At 68.3% G+C, this 16,654-nt stretch carries 17 protein-coding genes; 3 read left to right on the plus strand and 14 right to left on the minus strand.

All coding sequences use genetic code 11. The features are described from left to right. Positions 1-86: 86 nt before the first annotated feature. Entirely contained in the window at positions 87-857 is a 771-nt protein-coding gene (locus AC56PL_RS11510) for an IclR family transcriptional regulator domain-containing protein (RefSeq protein WP_495513825.1), read from the plus strand. A gap of 13 nt (positions 858-870) precedes the next feature. On the opposite strand, the gene AC56PL_RS11515 is transcribed toward AC56PL_RS11510, so the two are convergent. The 13 genes from AC56PL_RS11515 to AC56PL_RS11575 are packed head-to-tail and all read right to left on the minus strand — an operon-like array spanning position 871 to position 12,924. Then, a complete protein-coding gene (locus AC56PL_RS11515; protein ID WP_497153905.1) occupies positions 871-2,244 on the minus strand; it encodes an MmgE/PrpD family protein in 1,374 nt (457 codons plus the stop codon). A gap of 4 nt (positions 2,245-2,248) precedes the next feature. Continuing rightward, entirely contained in the window at positions 2,249-3,211 is a 963-nt protein-coding gene (locus AC56PL_RS11520) for an LLM class flavin-dependent oxidoreductase (protein WP_497153906.1), read from the minus strand. Continuing rightward, positions 3,208-3,957 (minus strand): hypothetical protein, encoded by a 750-nt coding sequence (locus AC56PL_RS11525; RefSeq protein WP_497153907.1) that lies wholly within the window; start codon positions 3,955-3,957, stop codon positions 3,208-3,210. The genes AC56PL_RS11520 and AC56PL_RS11525 overlap by 4 nt, the downstream gene beginning before the upstream one ends. Beyond that, complete coding sequence (locus AC56PL_RS11530; protein WP_482136595.1) at positions 3,954-4,310, minus strand: EthD domain-containing protein; 357 nt, start codon at positions 4,308-4,310, stop codon at positions 3,954-3,956. Before AC56PL_RS11530 ends, AC56PL_RS11525 begins: the two co-directional genes overlap by 4 nt. Positions 4,311-4,338: 28 nt before the next feature. Then, complete coding sequence (locus AC56PL_RS11535; RefSeq protein ID WP_497153908.1) at positions 4,339-4,851, minus strand: hypothetical protein; 513 nt, start codon at positions 4,849-4,851, stop codon at positions 4,339-4,341. Next, positions 4,844-6,205, minus strand: a complete 1,362-nt coding sequence (locus AC56PL_RS11540) for an FAD-dependent oxidoreductase (protein ID WP_497153909.1) — start codon at positions 6,203-6,205, stop codon at positions 4,844-4,846. The genes AC56PL_RS11535 and AC56PL_RS11540 overlap by 8 nt, the downstream gene beginning before the upstream one ends. Continuing rightward, a complete protein-coding gene (locus tag AC56PL_RS11545) occupies positions 6,202-6,840 on the minus strand; it encodes an aspartate/glutamate racemase family protein (RefSeq protein WP_497153910.1) in 639 nt (212 codons plus the stop codon). The genes AC56PL_RS11540 and AC56PL_RS11545 overlap by 4 nt, the downstream gene beginning before the upstream one ends. 15 nt (positions 6,841-6,855) lie before the next feature. Continuing rightward, positions 6,856-8,163 carry an MmgE/PrpD family protein gene (locus tag AC56PL_RS11550; RefSeq protein WP_497154292.1) on the minus strand — a complete coding sequence of 436 codons (1,308 nt, stop codon included), beginning with the start codon at positions 8,161-8,163 and terminating at the stop codon, positions 6,856-6,858. 59 nt (positions 8,164-8,222) lie between these two features. After that, positions 8,223-8,924 carry an ABC transporter ATP-binding protein gene (locus tag AC56PL_RS11555; protein ID WP_482136590.1) on the minus strand — a complete coding sequence of 234 codons (702 nt, stop codon included), beginning with the start codon at positions 8,922-8,924 and terminating at the stop codon, positions 8,223-8,225. Then, positions 8,917-9,648 (minus strand): ABC transporter ATP-binding protein, encoded by a 732-nt coding sequence (locus AC56PL_RS11560; protein WP_482136589.1) that lies wholly within the window; start codon positions 9,646-9,648, stop codon positions 8,917-8,919. The genes AC56PL_RS11555 and AC56PL_RS11560 overlap by 8 nt, the downstream gene beginning before the upstream one ends. After that, positions 9,645-10,691: an ABC transporter permease subunit gene (locus AC56PL_RS11565; RefSeq protein WP_495513832.1), complete on the minus strand. Its 1,047-nt coding sequence runs from the start codon at positions 10,689-10,691 to the stop codon at positions 9,645-9,647. The genes AC56PL_RS11560 and AC56PL_RS11565 overlap by 4 nt, the downstream gene beginning before the upstream one ends. Further along, complete coding sequence (locus AC56PL_RS11570) at positions 10,688-11,707, minus strand: ABC transporter permease subunit (protein WP_495513833.1); 1,020 nt, start codon at positions 11,705-11,707, stop codon at positions 10,688-10,690. The genes AC56PL_RS11565 and AC56PL_RS11570 overlap by 4 nt, the downstream gene beginning before the upstream one ends. Further along, entirely contained in the window at positions 11,704-12,924 is a 1,221-nt protein-coding gene (locus AC56PL_RS11575; protein WP_497153911.1) for an ABC transporter substrate-binding protein, read from the minus strand. Before AC56PL_RS11575 ends, AC56PL_RS11570 begins: the two co-directional genes overlap by 4 nt. Positions 12,925-13,399: 475 nt before the next feature. On the opposite strand from AC56PL_RS11575, the gene AC56PL_RS11580 reads away from it, so the two are divergent. Both AC56PL_RS11580 and AC56PL_RS11585 read left to right on the plus strand, forming a co-directional pair. After that, a complete protein-coding gene (locus AC56PL_RS11580) occupies positions 13,400-14,173 on the plus strand; it encodes an IclR family transcriptional regulator (protein WP_497153912.1) in 774 nt (257 codons plus the stop codon). A 17-nt stretch (positions 14,174-14,190) separates the two neighbouring features. Continuing rightward, the gene (locus tag AC56PL_RS11585; protein WP_497153913.1) at positions 14,191-15,042 is read left to right on the plus strand and encodes an HpcH/HpaI aldolase/citrate lyase family protein; all 852 of its coding nucleotides are present in this window, start codon (positions 14,191-14,193) and stop codon (positions 15,040-15,042) included. 118 nt (positions 15,043-15,160) lie between these two features. Here the strand turns inward: AC56PL_RS11585 and AC56PL_RS11590 are convergent, their stop codons facing one another. Continuing rightward, the gene (locus AC56PL_RS11590) at positions 15,161-16,633 is read right to left on the minus strand and encodes a dihydroorotase (protein ID WP_497153914.1); all 1,473 of its coding nucleotides are present in this window, start codon (positions 16,631-16,633) and stop codon (positions 15,161-15,163) included. Between the last annotated feature and the right edge of the window lie 21 nt (positions 16,634-16,654).

Here is a 16,654-nt window from a genome sequence, read left to right on the forward strand (position 1 = left end):
TCTTCGGCGTCTGCATAATGTGGGAACTGAGAACCGATGTGGGGGGTTTCGTACGAGCCCCCGATCCTTGAGGAGAATGACGCCAGATGGTCAACGGTTCGACAGAGCACCGCGTCTCAGGTGCCGGGAGCAGTCGAAAACTGCTCAACACGTTGTTGTGTTTCACGGCGCAGCGCCCGACCTGGACAGTCGCCGAACTATCCAGCGAACTCGAACTCTCCGCGACATCAACTTATCGATACGTCGCATTGTTGCGTGAAGTCGGATTACTCGAAGGCGCACCCGACAGCGCATATCGCGTCACCGACATGGTGATCGGGCTCGCTGCGGCCTGCGAAGCCGCGCGTCCACCGTTGATGGACATCGCTCTTCCGTACATCACCCGTATCCGCGACGAGGTCGACGAGACCGTGTTGATCGCGCGCCGCAGCGGCGACGCCGTCTACTGCGTGGATCGCGTCGAATCCCGTCGCCCCGTTCGACTTCAGTTCGACCGGGGACAGGCGATGTCGCTGCATCGCGGATCCATGGCCCGAGTCTTGTTGGCATCCATGACCCCTCGTGAACGCGACGAACACCTCTCCAAGGTCTTGCCGACCCTGGATCCGGCGTCGGCCAGCCTCCTTGGCCACGAGTCACTCGACGCGGTCCGCGCGGAGGGTTGGACCGAAAGCTACGAAGAGGTCGACGACGGGATCTGGGGTACCGCGGCGGCCATCACCTCACACGGCAAAGTCGTCGCGTCGATCGGGACGGCGGCACCCATCTTCCGTACCGATGCCCAACGCCGGACGAGGATCATCACGTTGATCCGGGAAGCCGGACAAGAGATCTCCGCGGTGCTCACCGGTACCTGATCCGAGACCGCCGTCAGACGACGGCCGAGCGGACCGCGACGGCGAGGTCGCGCAGCGTCGTCGTGGCGGAGCCGCGCCCGTCGGGGCCGGTCAGTGTGTCGATCACCGGATCGAGGACGTCAACGGGCAGGAACTGTCCGACGTTGCCGCGGAACTTGTCGACCACCTCGTCGACGGTCAGCGCCGACCCGGGATTGCCACGTGCGTTGCGGACCTTGGCGGTGAAGTTCCCGGACACGGTCCGGACGGTGACCTGAGATGGGCGGTTGGTCGGCAGCTCGGCGCTGAATGCGGGAACCTCGCGTAGGTGCACACGATTGACCAACATGCCGATGTCGGGCCGGTCGAACTGCTCGGGTAGGAATCCGTCGGCATCCAAGCGTCCGTCGAGCACCACCGAGGCGACGCAGCGCGGAATCGAGAAGCGGGCGTGAAGATCCGACTCGGCACCGTCGCTGTCGAGGGACGCCGCGAACGCGAACGTCTCGATGTCGATCGCGACGATGTCCGAGGGCGCCGGACCGCCCGCGGCGGCCAGCGCTATCTGCAGGGCGTCGAGAGTCGGGTGGACCCAACGGGCGCACGCGTACGGCTTCAGGTAGCTGTCGCGTACCCGCCACCGCTCCCCCAGCTGCCCGGTGATCTCGTCGACGTCGGTGTCTGTGGTGACGACCCCGTCGTAGAGCGCCTGGAGCAGACCCTCATCGACGGTCCCCGACGCAGCGGACGCGGCAGCGAGCGCACCGTAATACGAGCCGAGGCCGGTCCACAGGTTGCGCACGGTCCCGCCGTGCACAGGGACGGCGAGCGTGGCGGCCAGCGGCAGCGAACCGCCCAGTTCGATCGCTCGCGTCGACTGCTCTGCGTCAGCGCCCGCGAGCGCACTCATGGCGACGGCGGCGGCAATCGGACCGTGGATGCCGTGCGGGTGCAGACCCGGACGCAACGACGTTCCGACGCCGAACCGCAGACCCACCTCACACCCGACGACGAAGGCTGCGATTGCCGGATCGTCGTCGACGTCTTTGCTTGCGAGCGCGTGCAGCAACGCAGGCAGCACGTGAGGCGCGGGATGGGCAGTCGGCACAGGTGGGAGCCGGGCGCCCGCCGGGTGAAACGAGCCGCCGGAGTCGGCGTCGAGCCAGGTGGCCGCCGAGCCGAGCGTCGTCGTCCAGGCGAACGGCACGCCGCCGGCCTCCTCGTCGGCGATCTGCAGGGTCTGGCCCAGCCGCTGAACTGCTGGGTATCGAAGGCCGCCGATCAACGCGCCGAGCGAGTCGAGCAGGAGCAGACGGCCGAACGTCCAGGTCTCCTCGGGGATATCGCAGCGATCGGTGTCGGCGACAAAACGGCCCAGTGCAGCCAGATCGAGCACCAAGTCGGTCATCTCTTCATCTCCTCCCACTGTGGGCCAGGCCCGCGCGCACCGCCGAGACGGTGGCCGCCAGACGGTCTTCGACGCCGGCGGTGCCGCCGGCGAGCACGACACCGTCGACGCCGAGATCGGCAAGTGGACGCAGGCGCGCTGCGATCTCGTCGGCCGAGCCGGTGAGCAGGAAACGGTCGCGGACCAGCTCCTGCGCCTCCCGGTCCTGGCCCTGCGCCGCAGACGCCTCGACAGTCCCGTGCCTGCGGTAGTCGTGCGCCTCGGCGACCGCCGCTACCCGGTCGACCATGTCGTCGGCGACGCCGTACCACTGAGGCGAACTGACCAGACGAGTCGCGCACGACCCGAGTATCGGCGCAGCGGCCTCGCGCGCCTGCGCGTCGTCTGCGGTCACCACGCCGCGCAGGAACAGCCAGCACGAGGTGTCCGGGCGGGCGGCACGTGCAGTGGCAACCGCACGTGCCACGACGGGCGCCGAAGCACCCACGTCGAGCAGCACACCGCCCACGACCTGAGCGTTCACCTCGATGGTGCGCGGTCCCGACCCAGCACCCAGCATCGGCCCGGTCTGCGGCGCGAGGTCGTCGAGACGGGCTACGAACTCCTCGGCCAGATCCCGGTACGCCCGCAGGGACGGTACCGGGAGCCCTTCGTTGGCCAGCGAACTCTCGCCGCGGGCCACGACGGTCAGCACGCGGCCCGGAAACTGGTCGGCGAGTGTTGCGCACGACTGCGCGACGACGCTCGGATGGTGCAGCCCCAAGCCCATGACGCACGGCCCCGACAGGGCCGCATCGGTGGAGCCGAGCAGGCTCGCCGCACTCAGGAACGGGTCCGGGAACAGTCGCGGGCTGTCGGCGAACCCGACGCCGTCCGCGCCGTCGCGCACCGCGCGCTGCGCCGCGACCAGCGGGTCCTGAACGCCGCGCGGACGCGCAAGATTGAGCAGGATCTGTGGTCCGCTCATGACAGATGTCCCAGCAAGTCGTCGACGGTGCGAGGTGCGTCGTTGCCTGCCGCCACCGGGCGACCGGCCGCCGCCGACAGCGTGTGCACCACGCTGCCCGGCATGGGGGTGATCGCGTCGGCGGGCAGCGTCGCGGCCAGCCACCCCGAGGCAACTGCATGCCCCGCAGCCCAGCCGACATGACGGGCGTCCGGGGTGAGCACCTGCAGACTCGCCGCGAGATCGAGTACCGACGCCAGGTCGGCTCCCTCCGCAGGACCCACGAGGGATGCGGCCGCCGCCGCGGCGAGCGTCGCGGACGTCAGATATGCGAGCGGTGCGGTTCCCAGGAGGTCGTCGGTCGCGTCGAGCACGCAGAGACCGGCGGCCACCGCCCGCCCGACACACTCGAGTCCGGTACCGGTCGGGGCGGCGGCCAGTGCGGCGAGCAGCGGGGCCCACCGTCGGTCGGGCGCCACAGCCGCCAGACGGGCGCCGTCCCACATCAGCGCCGGATACGTCGGCGCCACGCGCCCGGTCCCGAGCAGCGGGAACCCGGTCGAGGCGGCGATGAGGTCGGCCCAGGACGACTCTGCCGCGGTCGGCTCGCCCAACGCATCGGCCCGCAGCGACCGGGCCAACGCCTCGGCCGTGTCGCCGGAGACGGTGGCCGCCGAGTAGACGGTCATCGCGAGATTCGCGAGGCGATCAGTCACTTCGGGCGCCGGGACGTCGAGCGCGACCTTCGACGCATCGAAGGTTGTCACTGGTCGCGCTCCACCACGGTGCTCTCGCCGATCAGATAAAATCTGAAGTCGGTGCGTCCGGCCGGACCGCGCTCGGCAGCCAAAGGGTTCTCGTCGAACCACGCCCGGTACGCCTGGTAAGCGTCGTGGTCGGCGAAGTGCATCTCGGCGATCCGGTAGAAACTCTGGCTCGGCGGGATCTGCGCGGTGCCGCCCGACGCCGACGTCACCGGATACAGGATCTTGTTGAAGACGATGCGGTCGACGTGCGGGTTGGCCAGCAGATCGGGTGCGTGGACGTCGAACAGCCAGCGCTCGTAGTCCTCTTCACTGACGCCCTCGACGATGTCGTAACCGAGAAGTGCCTTGATCATTGGTGTGGTCCCTTCACTGCAACTCCGGTCATGGAATGGGGAGATCGAAGGCCTCTGCGCCCTCGCCGAACCCCTCGACGCGAATCCCGGTCGGGGTCACCCGGACCCCGCGCATGGTCTCGTCGATCTCGGCGCGCTCACGCCGGGGCGCCTTCGCGTGGCCCGCGGCGCGCAACCGTTCGGTGTGGTGGTGGTAGACGTCCCACGTCTCGCCGGCATCGAGCAGCTGCGCGGTGCCGCGGACGAACACGACGCGCGGAATGGTCAAGCCGAGGTCGAACGTCCATGGCGAGTCGTTCTGCGAATCGGGCGACGGCGAGCCGACCCAGGTGACGAGCACCCGCGGGTCGCGTTCGATCTGCGCGTTGCGCCGGTGCACGCGGCGCTGGACCATCTCGACGGTCCAGTCATCGGCAAGGAACGCGCTGGTGGTGCGTCCGACGGGTTCTCCGGCGCGACCGAACGTCACCACCTGCGCGAAACCCGCCGCCCGCTGCACGAACTCCCGCGCGGCGCGTTCGACGTCGGTGAGATCAGCCATTGGCGACCACGGTCGCCGCGAGGTACGCCAGGCCAAACGCGGGCATCAGACCGTTGCCGGCCAGATAACCGCCGGCACCGTGCCCGGACACCCCGGCCGCCGCGCCGCCGGAGGCGAACAGACCCGGGATCGGATTGTCGTCGGCGTCGACCACGCGCGCCTTCTCGTCGACGACGAGGCCGCCCTGCGTATGAAACAGCGCAGGCACCACGCGGACAGCGGCGTACGGCGCCTGCAGGGGCGCCTCGTACTCACGGCCGAAGCGGTCCTCGATCTCACCGCGCGCGGCGCGCGCCGACTCTTCGAGCTCGGCGACAACGGCCTCCACCGGCAGACCGGTGACCTCGGCCAGGCCCGCGGCGTCGTCGGCCCAGACTTCCGCGCCCGACTCGACGGTCTGCCGGAAGTCGGTGAACGGCTCGCACAGGTCGTGGACTCGGCGGTCGAAGACGACCCAGCCCGTCGCGCCCGGGCGCTGCGCCAGGTACGGACCGAACTCGGAGTAACCACTCGTCTCCTTTGCGAAGCGACGACCGGTGGTGTCAAGCATGATCGCGCCGTGCATGATCGTCGCCCAGCCCAGCAGCGTCGCAGACTTGGCGGCGAGCGCACCGTGGCCCTGGTAGGCGTCGAGGTACGCCGACGCCGCACCGAGTCCGGTGCCGATGCGCAGCGCGTCGCCGAGCGAGGTCTCGCTGCCGTGGTAGATGGCCGAGGCGATCTCCGGCATGTGCTCTTCGACCATCGTGTGGTCGGCGCCGAAGCCGTTGGTGGCCAGCAGCACGGCGGGCGTCTCGATGCGCTCGGTGGTGCCGGACGGGTTGGCGACGACGACCGCGCACACCTTTCCGTCGTCGTCGAGCTCGACGTCGGTCAGTCGCGCGGGCACCAGGATGTCGATGTTCGCGTGGTTGCGGGCGGACCGCGCCAGGTGGTCGATCAGCGCGTTGCCGTGCCGTTCGGGGATGGTGTGGCAGCGGTCGACCGAGTGGCCCGGGTAGTGCATGTCGGTCATCAGCGAGATCTCCAGGCCGACCTCGTCGGCCAGCCATTCGACCATCTCGCCGCTCACCCCGGCCAGGGTGCGCGCCAGACGCTGGTCGCCGGCGCCCTTCGTCTTGCGGTCGACGTCCCCGGCGAAGAGGTCCGCTGAGTCCTCGATGTCCAGCTCCCTCTGGAACCGGCTGTCCACGCCCGGGATCATCGCGGTGCACATCGAGGTGTTGTTGCCGCGGGTGAAGTGCTCGCTGGCCTCAACCACCAGGACGTCCAGGCCGAGCTGAGCGGCGCGCAGCGCGGCGATCAGTCCGCCGCCTGCGCCGGCGACGACGAGGTCGGGTCCTTCGGCGGTCACGCCCTGCCTCCTGCTGCGACGAGTTCCAGGGCCCGGATCACCGGGTCGACCACCGGGACTGCGGACGGGTGGTCGGGGTCGACGTCGACGGCCGAGCAGCCGTTGAGCAGCGACCGCACGCCACGCGAAGCGAGCGAGACGGCCGCGGCGTCGAGCTGTGCCTGCCACTCGGGGCCCTCGCTGACCGCGTCGAACGGCAGATCGAGGACCTCCACGTCGGTCAGCCACTTCGTCCAGCCGTAGACGTCGGCGACGCGCCGCATCTCGGCAGCGATCGCATCGTTGCGGACGACGCCGCCGGTCGGGGCGCCGAGTGCCGCCGCGTAAGCGAGGTTCATGCGCAGGATGCCGATCACCGGACGGTCGAGCTCGTCCTGCAGGCGCGCGACGGCCGGGTCGAGGACGCAGTCGGGCATCACGGCGTCGAATTCGGCGGGCACATCGGCGAGCGCCGCGTGCACGTACTCGTCCGAGAGCGCGATGTCGTCGGCCGAGTCGAGGCTGGTCGGCGCGCCGCCGGGCAGGTCGTGCAGCGTCACCGTGACGCCTTCCGGCGCGATGGTGTCGTACCGCTGCTGACGGCGCGCGAGTTCGTCGGCGCCGACGTGGAGCGGAGTGGTCGCGAAGATCTTCATGTAGGACTCCTCCGGTCAGGGGTTGGTCAGGGTGCGCAGCACCGCGCGGACGCCGCGCGCGTCGGGCAGCGACGCCGCAGCGTCCAGGACGCGGGCCAGGGTGTCGCCGTCGCCGAGCAGATCGCGCAGCAGGGCGACGGTGCGCTCGTGGTCGAACGGTTCGTGGGCCGAGTCACCGATCGGATTGGCCGTCTCCTCCCGCAGCACGCGGCCGTCGGCGAGGGTGATCTCGACGGCGGCGCCGCGAGCGTCGGGCAGCCGGTCGTCGAACGTCTGATCGGCGACCACCTCGACGAGGTCGGCCAAGGCCAGGAACTCCGGGGTCGACGATGAGTCGAAACCGTCGGGTGCCACGCGGCCGTGCAGGAGCGCGGTCGCCACCACGTACGGGATGGAGAACATCGCGGCGAGCCGATTGTTCCAGTGGGTGCGGTGCAGCTTCGCCGCAGCAGAGTAGGTCGAGACCCGGACGCCGGTGATCTCGTCGACCCCCGCGTCGCCGAGCCGCTCACGCAGCGCCAGGGTCGCATCGGCGGCCGGATGGGTGAACGCACAGGACGCGTGCCGTTTGAAGTAACCCAGGCCGATGTCCCAGCGCTCCCCCAGCTCCTCGAGCAGAACGGCCGGGTCGAACGTGCCGAGCAGACGGCCGAGACCGTGGGCGGCGATTCCGGTCGGGTTCGCCATCCCGGCCTTGGCCAGCCGGGCCGCGGCGAGGCCGGACATGTTGCACGCGCCCATCCACTCGTTGCGGACCGGGTTGCCGTCGAGTGCCGCTGAGAACGGTCCGGCGATCGGCATGCCGCTCGCCGCGTCGACGGCCGCGGTGATACCCGCGGCGTCGAGCCCGAGGAGCTTGGCGCAGCCGGCGGCCGGCCCGGTCAAGCCCCAGTTGCCGTGCGGGTGCAGTCCCGGAACCGCGGTTGACGCGCGGCCGTACCGCGCACCCACCTCGTACGCCACCAGGAGCGCGGCCGCGGTCGACGGACCGTCGGCGTCGAGCTGCGCGGCGAGCGCGAGGACCGCGGGAAAGCCATGCGCGGCAGGGTGTCCGCCGGCGAACTTGTTGCCCTCGTCCATTTCCAGACTCACCAACGCGGTCGCATTGACCCACGCGGCGATCTCCGGCGACGTCGACACGCCCGCGCCGATCAGCGGGGCGTCGCCGGCGCCCGGTGTCCACGCGTCGACCAGCCCGGCGCGCTCCGGCAGCCGCGCCCCGAGCATGGTGACGCCGAGAGTGTCCAACAGCACCAGCCGCAGCCGGTCGCGCACCGGTGCGGGCACCGACCCCCAGGTCAGGTCTGCGGCCCACGTCCCCAGGCTCGTCGCCGCGGCGAGCGCCGCCTGCTGGTCGGCGTCGAGTGACGTCGTCTGCTCGGTCATAGTCCCAGGTAGGCCTTCCGCACTCGCTCGTCGCCCGCCAATTCCTTACCGGGTCCCTCGAGGACGACGCTGCCGCTCTCCAGGACATACGCCCGGTCGGAGATGGCGAGCGCCTGCGCCGCGTTCTGCTCGACGAGCAGCACGCCGATGCCGGTCTCCCGGATCGCCGCGGCGGCGTTGAGAACGTCCCAGGTGAGCTTGGGCGACAGACCGGTCGACGGCTCGTCGAGCATCAGCAGCTTCGGCTGCGACATCAGGGCCCGGCCGATCGCCACCATCTGCTGCTGACCGCCGGACATGGTCTGCGCGGTCTGCTTGCGCCGTTCCTTGAGGATCGGGAACAGCTCGAAGACCTTTCCCATCTCCTCGTCGACCGCGCTCTTGTCGCGAGTCCACGCGCCCAGCACCAGGTTCTGCTCCACCGTCATCGGACCGAACAGGTCGCGGTCCTCGGACACCTGGATCACCCGGTGCCGCACGACCTGATGCGGCTTGAGCCCGGAGATCTTCGCACCGTCGTAGCGGATCTCGCCGGTGCGGGTCTCGATGAGTCCGCTGATGGCGCGGAGCATGGTGGTCTTGCCTGCGCCGTTGGCGCCGACCACCGAGACGAGCTCGCCCGCGTCGACGTGGATGCTCAGATCGTGCAGGATCTGCAGCTTGCCGTATCCGGCAGTGATGTTGTCGATCTCAAGCATCAGCGATTTCCGTTCCCAAGTAGGCCTCTTGGACAGTCGGGTCGGCAACGACCGCCTCGGGATTGCCGGAGGCGATCACCCGGCCACGGTCGAAGACCACGACCGAGTCGGACAGCCGCATGACGGCGGCCATGATGTGCTCGATGAAGACCATGCTCAGGCCCTCGCGTTCCCGAAGTTCGGCGAGGAGTTCGACGACCGGCGTCCGCTCGGACGGGACCAGGCCGGCGAGAACCTCGTCGAGCAGCAGCAGTTTGGGCGAGCGGGCCAGCACGCGCGCCAGCTCCAGTCGCTTGAGCGCGGCGGTGTGCAGTGAGTCGGACACCATGTCGGCCCATTCGGCCATGCCGGTCGCCTCGATGACCTTGTCGGCGCGCTTCTGCGCGACACTGTGCGAGCCGCCTTTGGTCAGCGCCGCGGTGATCACGTTCTCCCGTGCCGTCATCGTCCCGAACGGGCGCATCAGCTGGAAGGTGCGGCCGACGCCGGCGTGGGCGATGCGGTGCGGCGAGAGCCCCGTCGCGTCCTTGCCGAAGATCCGGACCGAGCCGGTGTCGGGGGTGATGGTGCCGGTGATGCAGTTGAAGAAAGTTGTCTTGCCTGCACCGTTCGGGCCGATCACGCCGACGATCGAGCCCTCGGGGACATCGAGCTCGACATCGGCCAGCGCGTGCACGCCCTTGAACGACTTGCTCATGCCCCGTACTTCGAGAACGTTGGTCATCGTTGTCTCCACCAGTTCTTGATCGTCCCGACTATTCCCTTGGGCAGCACCAGCACGATGAGGATGAGCAGGATCGAGTAGACGACCACATCCAGACCGCTGCGGCCGGCGAGGAAGTCCAGGAACCCCGGCGGCGTGCGGCCCAACTCGGCGGTCAGCTCGTTGAGCGGACCGATGATCAGGGCCCCGACGATCGGGCCGGCGATGGTCGCGATGCCGCCGATGACGGCCGGGGTGATGGCCTGCACCGATTGCTCGCTGCCGAACGCGATGTCCGGGTCGACGAAGATGTAGTACTGGGTGTAGAACACTCCGGCGACCGCGGTGATCGCGGCCGAGAGCGCCATCGTCGTCAGCTTGACGCGCATCACGTCGACGCCCAGCGAGTCGGCGGCCTCCTCGTTGTCGCGGATGGCGACGGTGTAGATACCCGGCCGCGAGCGCAGGTACCACATCGTGATCAGCACGCAGATGACCAGCAGGGCCAGGCCGATGTAGAAGTACTGCGGCGCATTCGCGTCGAACTGCAGCATCCACCACGAGTCGTCCGTGAGTAGCGGGACGTGCAGTCCCGCGGTGCCGTTGAGAAAGTCGGTGTTGGTGGCCAGCAGGCGGAGCATCTCGGCGAACGCGAACGTCGCCAAGGCGAAGTACGCAGCGCGCAGCTTGTAGCGGAACGCAACATAGCCGATGATCATCGCGACCAGCGCCGCGAATGCGGCACCGATGAACAGCGAGATCCACGGCGAGATGCCGAAGTGGACGATCAGATAGGCGTCGGTGTACGCGCCGATTCCGAAGAACGCTGCGTGGCCGAAGCTGAACATGCCGCCGTAGCCGCTCATCAGGTTCCAGCCGGTCGCCATCATCGCGATGACGAGGATGTTGATGGCCACGGCCTGACGGGCATCAGGTAGGACCAGCGGGGTGAACGCCGAGACGACCACGACGATCGCCAGGAACACCAGCGGGCGGGTCCAGTTACGCGAGCCGTTCGCGCCGACCGGCGACTTCGGCAGCATGCGGGTGAGCGCGGTGGTCATTTGCTCGAACCTCCGAACAGGCCCTGCGGACGGATCAACAGGATCAGCAGGAACAAGATGAAGACGCCGAGCAGGGGGCTCTGACCGACGATCGCGACACCGCCGAGCTGCTCGACGAGGCCCACGATCAGACCGCCGATGAGGGCGCCCATCACGTTGCCGAGGCCGCCCATGACGACCACGACGAAGGCCAGGATGTTGAACTGCTCGCCCGCGGTCGGGGAGATCGTGGTGAACGGTGCGATGAGCATGCCCGCCGCACCGGCGCACGCCGCGCCCAGACCGAAGGTGACCGCGTAGACCGAACGGACGTTGATACCGACGAGGCCGGCGCCCTGCGGGCTGGCGGCGACTGCGCGGATCGCGCGACCGTACGAGGTGCGGTTGAGCAGCAGGTACACCAGACCGGCGAGAACCAACGCACCGACGAACGCGATGATGTGTGAGCGGGTGACCACCGCACCGAAGATGTTCACGCCCGGATCGGACGACAGGCTCACCGACAGCGGATCGCCGCGGAAGATCATCAGCAGCACGTTGGCAATGAGCAACGACAGACCGATGGTGATCAGCAGCTGGCTCTCCAGCGCCCCCATGGTGCGGTGCAGTAGGAGGCTCTGCACTCCCACGCCGAAGATGAACAGTGCCACGATGGCGAGCGGCAGCGCGATGTACGGGTTCATCCCGGTCGACTCGACGAACTGGTAGGTGACAAACAGTCCGACCGTCAAGAACGCGCCGTGGGCGAAATTGACGATGTCGAGGACACCGAAGATCATCGTCAGACCCATGGCCAGCAGGCTGTAGACGCCGCCGGTGATGATGCCTGTGAGTACCGCCTGCCAGGTGACGGCCATACTGCCGGAGCGGATGAGCGCCCCGCAGAAGAGGACGACGAGGACCACCAGCATCACGGCCAACGGAATCGACGACCTGACGCCGGCGATCGCCCGGGCCCCGATGCTCAAGGTGCCCTCGTCCGAGCTCACCTCCGCACTCGTATGCGGCGCGCTCATCGACCCGGTCCTGCCGGGAACACGATCGGCTTGACCGCATACTGCGGCGGGTACACGACGAATGGAGCTGCGTCGAGGACCTGCGTGAGGACGGGGAGGGTCGACAGGTTCTCACCGGTCTCGTCGAATCGCACCGGGCCGTCCGACAAGACCACCGGGGTCACGTCGGTCTGGCCGAGAGCATCGCGCACCGCCTTCGGGTCGTCGGAGCCGGCCTTCTCCAGCGCTGCGGCGATCACCATCACCGAGTCGTAGGCCAGAGCCGCTCCGGTACGAGGCGTGTCGTGGAACTGCTCTTCATACGCTTGCACGAAGTCCTGACCTTTCTTGCTCTTGTCGTTGATGTGGTAGTTCACATCGAAGTAGCCATCGCCTGCGGCGCCGGCGTCCTTCGGGAACTGCGGCTGGTCGAACGCGCCGTTTGCCGCGCCGATCACCGCGTCGAGCTGCGGTTTCACGGTGGCGACCGCCTTGGCTGCCAGCACGCCGTCGCGGTAGTAACCGGAGACGACGAGGATGTTGGCGCCGCTGGCCTTGACCCGTGCGATCTGGGTGGTGAGATCAGAGACGCTCGCCGCGGCGTAGGAGATCTCCGGGCCCATCGGCAGACCGATCTCGGCAGCACGCTCCTTGAACGCCGCCGACACGCCGTTGCCGAAGGCAGTGTTCTCGTGCAGGTAGGCGACCTTTGTGACCTCGGTGCCGGCCTGATCGGTCACCTCCTTGACGTAGTCGGCGGTGCTCGCGCCGAACCGCGAGTTCGGCGGCTGCATGCGGAAGGTGTACTCGTACCCGTTCTCGAGGATCGAGTTGTCGCCGCAGATGTCCATCAGATAAGGCACCTCGTTGCGCTCGGCGACAACAGCGACGTTGGCGCATACCCCACTCTGGTAGCTGCCGATCATCGCGACGACGCCGTTGCTGACGAGGCGCTGCGCTTCGCTCTGCCCCGTCTTGGCCGACCCCTTGGTGTCGCCGGGGGCGATCACGAGCCTCTTGCCACCCAGCGATTTGATGCCGCCCGCGGCATTGACGGTCTCGACCGCGAGCTTCGCGCCGTTCTCCAGCTGAGCTCCGTCGCCGGCGTTGACCCCGGTGAGCGGGTGCAGGGTCCCGATCGCGATCTCGTCGTCGTCGGCCACCCCGCTGGCGCAGCCTGCTATCAGTACCGCACCGAGTGCGGCGGCGAGTGCCGCCACCAGCCTTCTTCTTCTCATTCCGTCCGCTCCTGACGTGGCGTCCATTCCTACTCGGACTCCGAATCCAACACACCCGACAAGTGTTCCGCTAGACGGAACGTAATGCGCGATGAATCTCAACCTAGCATGTGACGCCACTCACCTCAAATGTGCCGTGCGTTACTCTTAATCAGTGGAAAAGGGTGCGGTAAAGCTACATTTCCATGAAACTCGGCAGATCGGGTGCGACACATGAGATCGGCGGAGCCCGCAATCGAGCGTTCCGATAGAAGAAACAGTCCGATGGAATCGGCTTGCCGGGCACATCGACCGCTGGTCGCCAACCGTGCGGTCGCGATCACACTCGACGTGCCGGCCGCGACTGTGCCTGGCCTCGCCTACTCCGACGTTGCGGCCAAGCCTGCCAAGCTACTGTCAGTCGGCGGCGCCGACTGGGCCAACGAGGCGATCACCGCCGTGTCGGCTCTCGCCGACGGCAAAAGGGAGGCCTTTGATGGCAGAGACAACCCCGATGGGCACCGCCACGTCTGGCGGCACCGAGGCGGCCGACCGCGTGGCCGATGTCCTGCTGCTGTTCGCCCGGTCGGACGCCCCGCTCGGTGTCTCGGCGATCGCGCGAAGCCTGTCGTTGAGCAAGGCGGTGGTGCATCGCATCCTGCGTTCCCTCGTCGCCCGCTCGCTGCTACAGACGGTGCCCGACACCTCCGAGTACATGCTCGGTCCGGCGGCCGCGGCACTGTCGGCGCGTGCGTTCAGCCAGATCGACGTGCGCTCGCTGGCTGCGCCGATCCTGCGCCGACTCCGCGACGAGACACAGGAAACGATCACCCTGTCGGTGCTCACCGGCAAGGAGCGCGTCTACCTCGATCAAGTCGAGTCGCCGCAGGAGGTCAAGATGGTCGTGGAGATCGGCGTCCGGCTGCCACTACACTTCGGCGCGTCCAGCCGTGCGATCCTGGCGTTCTTGCCGGGGTCGTTCATCGACGACGCCGTGCACGACCTCCGGTCGATCAATCCGGACTTCGATGAGGACGGCTACCGGCGCGAACTCGACCAGATCCGCGAGCGCGGATACGCGATCTCGCTCGACGAACGCGGCACCGGCGCGGCCTCGATCGCCGCACCGATCTTCGACGCCGCGGGCAACGTGATGGGCTCGATCAGTTCGTCGGGCCCGGCCTTCCGGTACGACTTCGACTCGCACCAGGCGCACGGCGCCCTCGTCGTCGACGCAGCCCGGGCGATCACCGAGCGCATCCGCTCCTGACGCTTCTTCCTGCCTCCGTGAAAGGACCCGCTGTGCTCCCCCGGTCGTTCCTCTACGTCCCCGCCAACAAGCCGCCGTTGTTCGGTAAGGCCGTCGCAGGCCTCGCCGACGCCGTCGTCCTCGACCTGGAAGACGCCGTTCCCCTCGCCGACAAGGGCGCCGCCCGCGCCGCGGTACGCGACTTCCTCATCAGGCGTGGATCGAGCAGCGAGGGCGCGCAGACGTGGGTGCGCGTCGACCCGACGTTCGCCGACGCCGACTGCGACGCCGTCGTCTGGCCGGCACTGTCGGGCATCCTGCTGGCCAAGTGCTCGGTGGCCATCCTCGACGCCGTCGGCGAACTCCTGGAGCGGCTGGAGGCCGAACGCGGCGTCGGCAGGCTCCCGGTGGTCGGTCTCGTCGAAGACGCCGCCGCGATCCTCGATCTTCCGGTGCTGGCGCGGCATCCGCGGCTCACCACGTTCGCGGTCGGCGAGGTGGATCTGCTCGGCGATCTACGCATGGCGCGCAGCGACGCGACCGTCTCCGCCGTGACAGGCCTACGGGCGCAGGTCGTGCTGAACGCGGCCGCTGCCGGGCTGCCGGCGCCGGTGGCACCGACCTCCACCGACTTCAGGGACCTCGACGCATTCGCCCGGAGCACCCGTGAGCTCGTCGAACTCGGTTTCCGGTCGCGCACTGCGATCCACCCGGGCCAGATCCCGGTGATCCACGAGGTGCTGGCACCGAGCGATGCCGCGGTCGCCGCCGCACGCGACATCCTCGACCGCTTTGCCGCCGCCGATGGCGGAGTGACCGTAGACGCCCACGGTCGACTCATCGACGGTGCTGTGATCCGCGCCGCGCAGGAGACCCTGCAGCGCGCGTGACGCGCTCGACACCCTCACCTCATCGGCGCCCCCACTGCGGTGCCGGATCGCCGCAGACTACGCAGAGGGGCGCGACCGGATTCCGGTCGCGCCCCTTCTCGTGGTGTTCAGCCGTGGATCAGGCCTCGACGCCCGAACGACGGACGAACTGGCCGACGGGCTCGCCGACGATCTTCTCGTCGCGGAACACGCCGTTGCCGCGGAGGAAGGTGTCGGTGACCTTGGCGGTCAGGTTGAAGCCCTCGAACGGGGTGTATTCCTGGACCGACAGCGAGTCCGCGGCGCGCACCGTGTAGTCGACGGTGTCGTCGAGCAGGCAGAAATCCGCGTCATAACCGACGACGATGTCGCCCTTGTTCGCCAGGCCGTAGCGGTCGGCCGGGTTCTTGCAGACGAGCTCGGCGATGCGCGGGTAGCTCAGGCCACGCTTGCGGCCCTCGCTGACCATGCCCGGGAGCAGGTACTCGGCGCCGCCGAACCCCGACTTCTGCAGGAATACGTCCTCGCGGGGCTCACCGAACTTGGCCTCGTCCTTGCAGCACGCGTGGTCGGAAGTGACCCACGAGAAGTTACCCGCCATGACGTGCTCCCACAGAGCCTCGACGTCGTCTCGCGAACGCAGCGGCGGGTTCACCTTGCCTCCCGGGGCAGCGGTGTTGAAGTCCGCGAGCAGGTGGCCGACGGTCACCTCGCGACGGAAATTGATGTGCGGGAACGCCTGCTGCATTGTCATGGCCGCCTCGATCGCCTTACGCGAGGTGAGGTGGAGCAGGTTGATGTTCGGCAGCTCGGTCTCGTGCGCCAGGTAGGACGCGATGGTGATGGCCAGACCCTCCGAGTGCGGCGGACGCGAAGCGCTGTAGGCCTCCAGACCGGTGAGCTTGCCCTCGTCCTCCACCAGCTTGGTGTAGGCGCGCATGATCTCGGCCGTCTCGCAGTGCAGCGACAGCGAGATGTTGTCCTTGTCCTTCGCGAAACGCGGGTCGCGGCGGGCCTTTTCGATGCCACGCATGACGAACTCGAAGTGCGCAACGTCGTAGGTTTGGTCTTCCGGCAGCATCAAGAACGACGCCTGGTTGGTCGAGCGGCCGTGCAGGCCGTGCGCGCCGTAGAACATGAAGATCTTGAACGACGGGACGCCGAACTTGCCGATCAGATCGGGGATCTCGTCGATGTGCTCCTTCGTGATCGGAGCGATGTGGAACGCGTAGTCGGTGTACGCGCGACCCTTGGTGGCCTCCAGGACCTCCGGGAAGATCTCGTTGTACGGGCCGGTCTTGTTCAAGTAGTACGCACCGGTGCGCATGTAGGTGATGCCGCTGGTGACACCGCCCTGTGCGGACGCCTTCGACTCGGTGGCAGCGTCCTCGGACAGCGTGTTGTAGATGCCCCAGTGCTGGTGAACGTCGACGACGCCCGGAAACAGGTGCTTGCCGGTGCCGTCGACGACCTCGGCGGCGCGGTCGGCGTCGATGTCCGCCTCGATCGCAGCGAAGGTGCCGCCGGAGACGGCGACGTCGAGCAGCTCTGGTGTTTCACTGCCGGGACGCACCACCTGGGCGCCCTTGATGACCAGATCGAATTCAGCCATTGTTCTCGCTCCTTCAACTTC

Source organism: Williamsia sp. Y721 (assembly GCF_059683565.1).

Excerpts from the sequence above, each read along its gene's own strand:
- AC56PL_RS11510 (WP_495513825.1), top strand. The coding sequence starts at position 87 with ATGGTCAACGGTTCGACAGAGCACCGCGTCTCAGGTGCCGGGAGCAGT.
- AC56PL_RS11515 (WP_497153905.1), bottom strand. The coding sequence starts at position 2,244 with ATGACCGACTTGGTGCTCGATCTGGCTGCACTGGGCCGTTTTGTCGCC.
- AC56PL_RS11520 (WP_497153906.1), bottom strand. The coding sequence starts at position 3,211 with ATGAGCGGACCACAGATCCTGCTCAATCTTGCGCGTCCGCGCGGCGTT.
- AC56PL_RS11530 (WP_482136595.1), bottom strand. The coding sequence starts at position 4,310 with ATGATCAAGGCACTTCTCGGTTACGACATCGTCGAGGGCGTCAGTGAA.
- AC56PL_RS11535 (WP_497153908.1), bottom strand. The coding sequence starts at position 4,851 with ATGGCTGATCTCACCGACGTCGAACGCGCCGCGCGGGAGTTCGTGCAG.
- AC56PL_RS11545 (WP_497153910.1), bottom strand. The coding sequence starts at position 6,840 with ATGAAGATCTTCGCGACCACTCCGCTCCACGTCGGCGCCGACGAACTC.
- AC56PL_RS11555 (WP_482136590.1), bottom strand. The coding sequence starts at position 8,924 with ATGCTTGAGATCGACAACATCACTGCCGGATACGGCAAGCTGCAGATC.
- AC56PL_RS11560 (WP_482136589.1), bottom strand. The coding sequence starts at position 9,648 with ATGACCAACGTTCTCGAAGTACGGGGCATGAGCAAGTCGTTCAAGGGC.
- AC56PL_RS11565 (WP_495513832.1), bottom strand. The coding sequence starts at position 10,691 with ATGACCACCGCGCTCACCCGCATGCTGCCGAAGTCGCCGGTCGGCGCG.
- AC56PL_RS11570 (WP_495513833.1), bottom strand. The coding sequence starts at position 11,707 with ATGAGCGCGCCGCATACGAGTGCGGAGGTGAGCTCGGACGAGGGCACC.
- AC56PL_RS11575 (WP_497153911.1), bottom strand. The coding sequence starts at position 12,924 with ATGAGAAGAAGAAGGCTGGTGGCGGCACTCGCCGCCGCACTCGGTGCG.
- AC56PL_RS11580 (WP_497153912.1), top strand. The coding sequence starts at position 13,400 with ATGGCAGAGACAACCCCGATGGGCACCGCCACGTCTGGCGGCACCGAG.
- AC56PL_RS11590 (WP_497153914.1), bottom strand. The coding sequence starts at position 16,633 with ATGGCTGAATTCGATCTGGTCATCAAGGGCGCCCAGGTGGTGCGTCCC.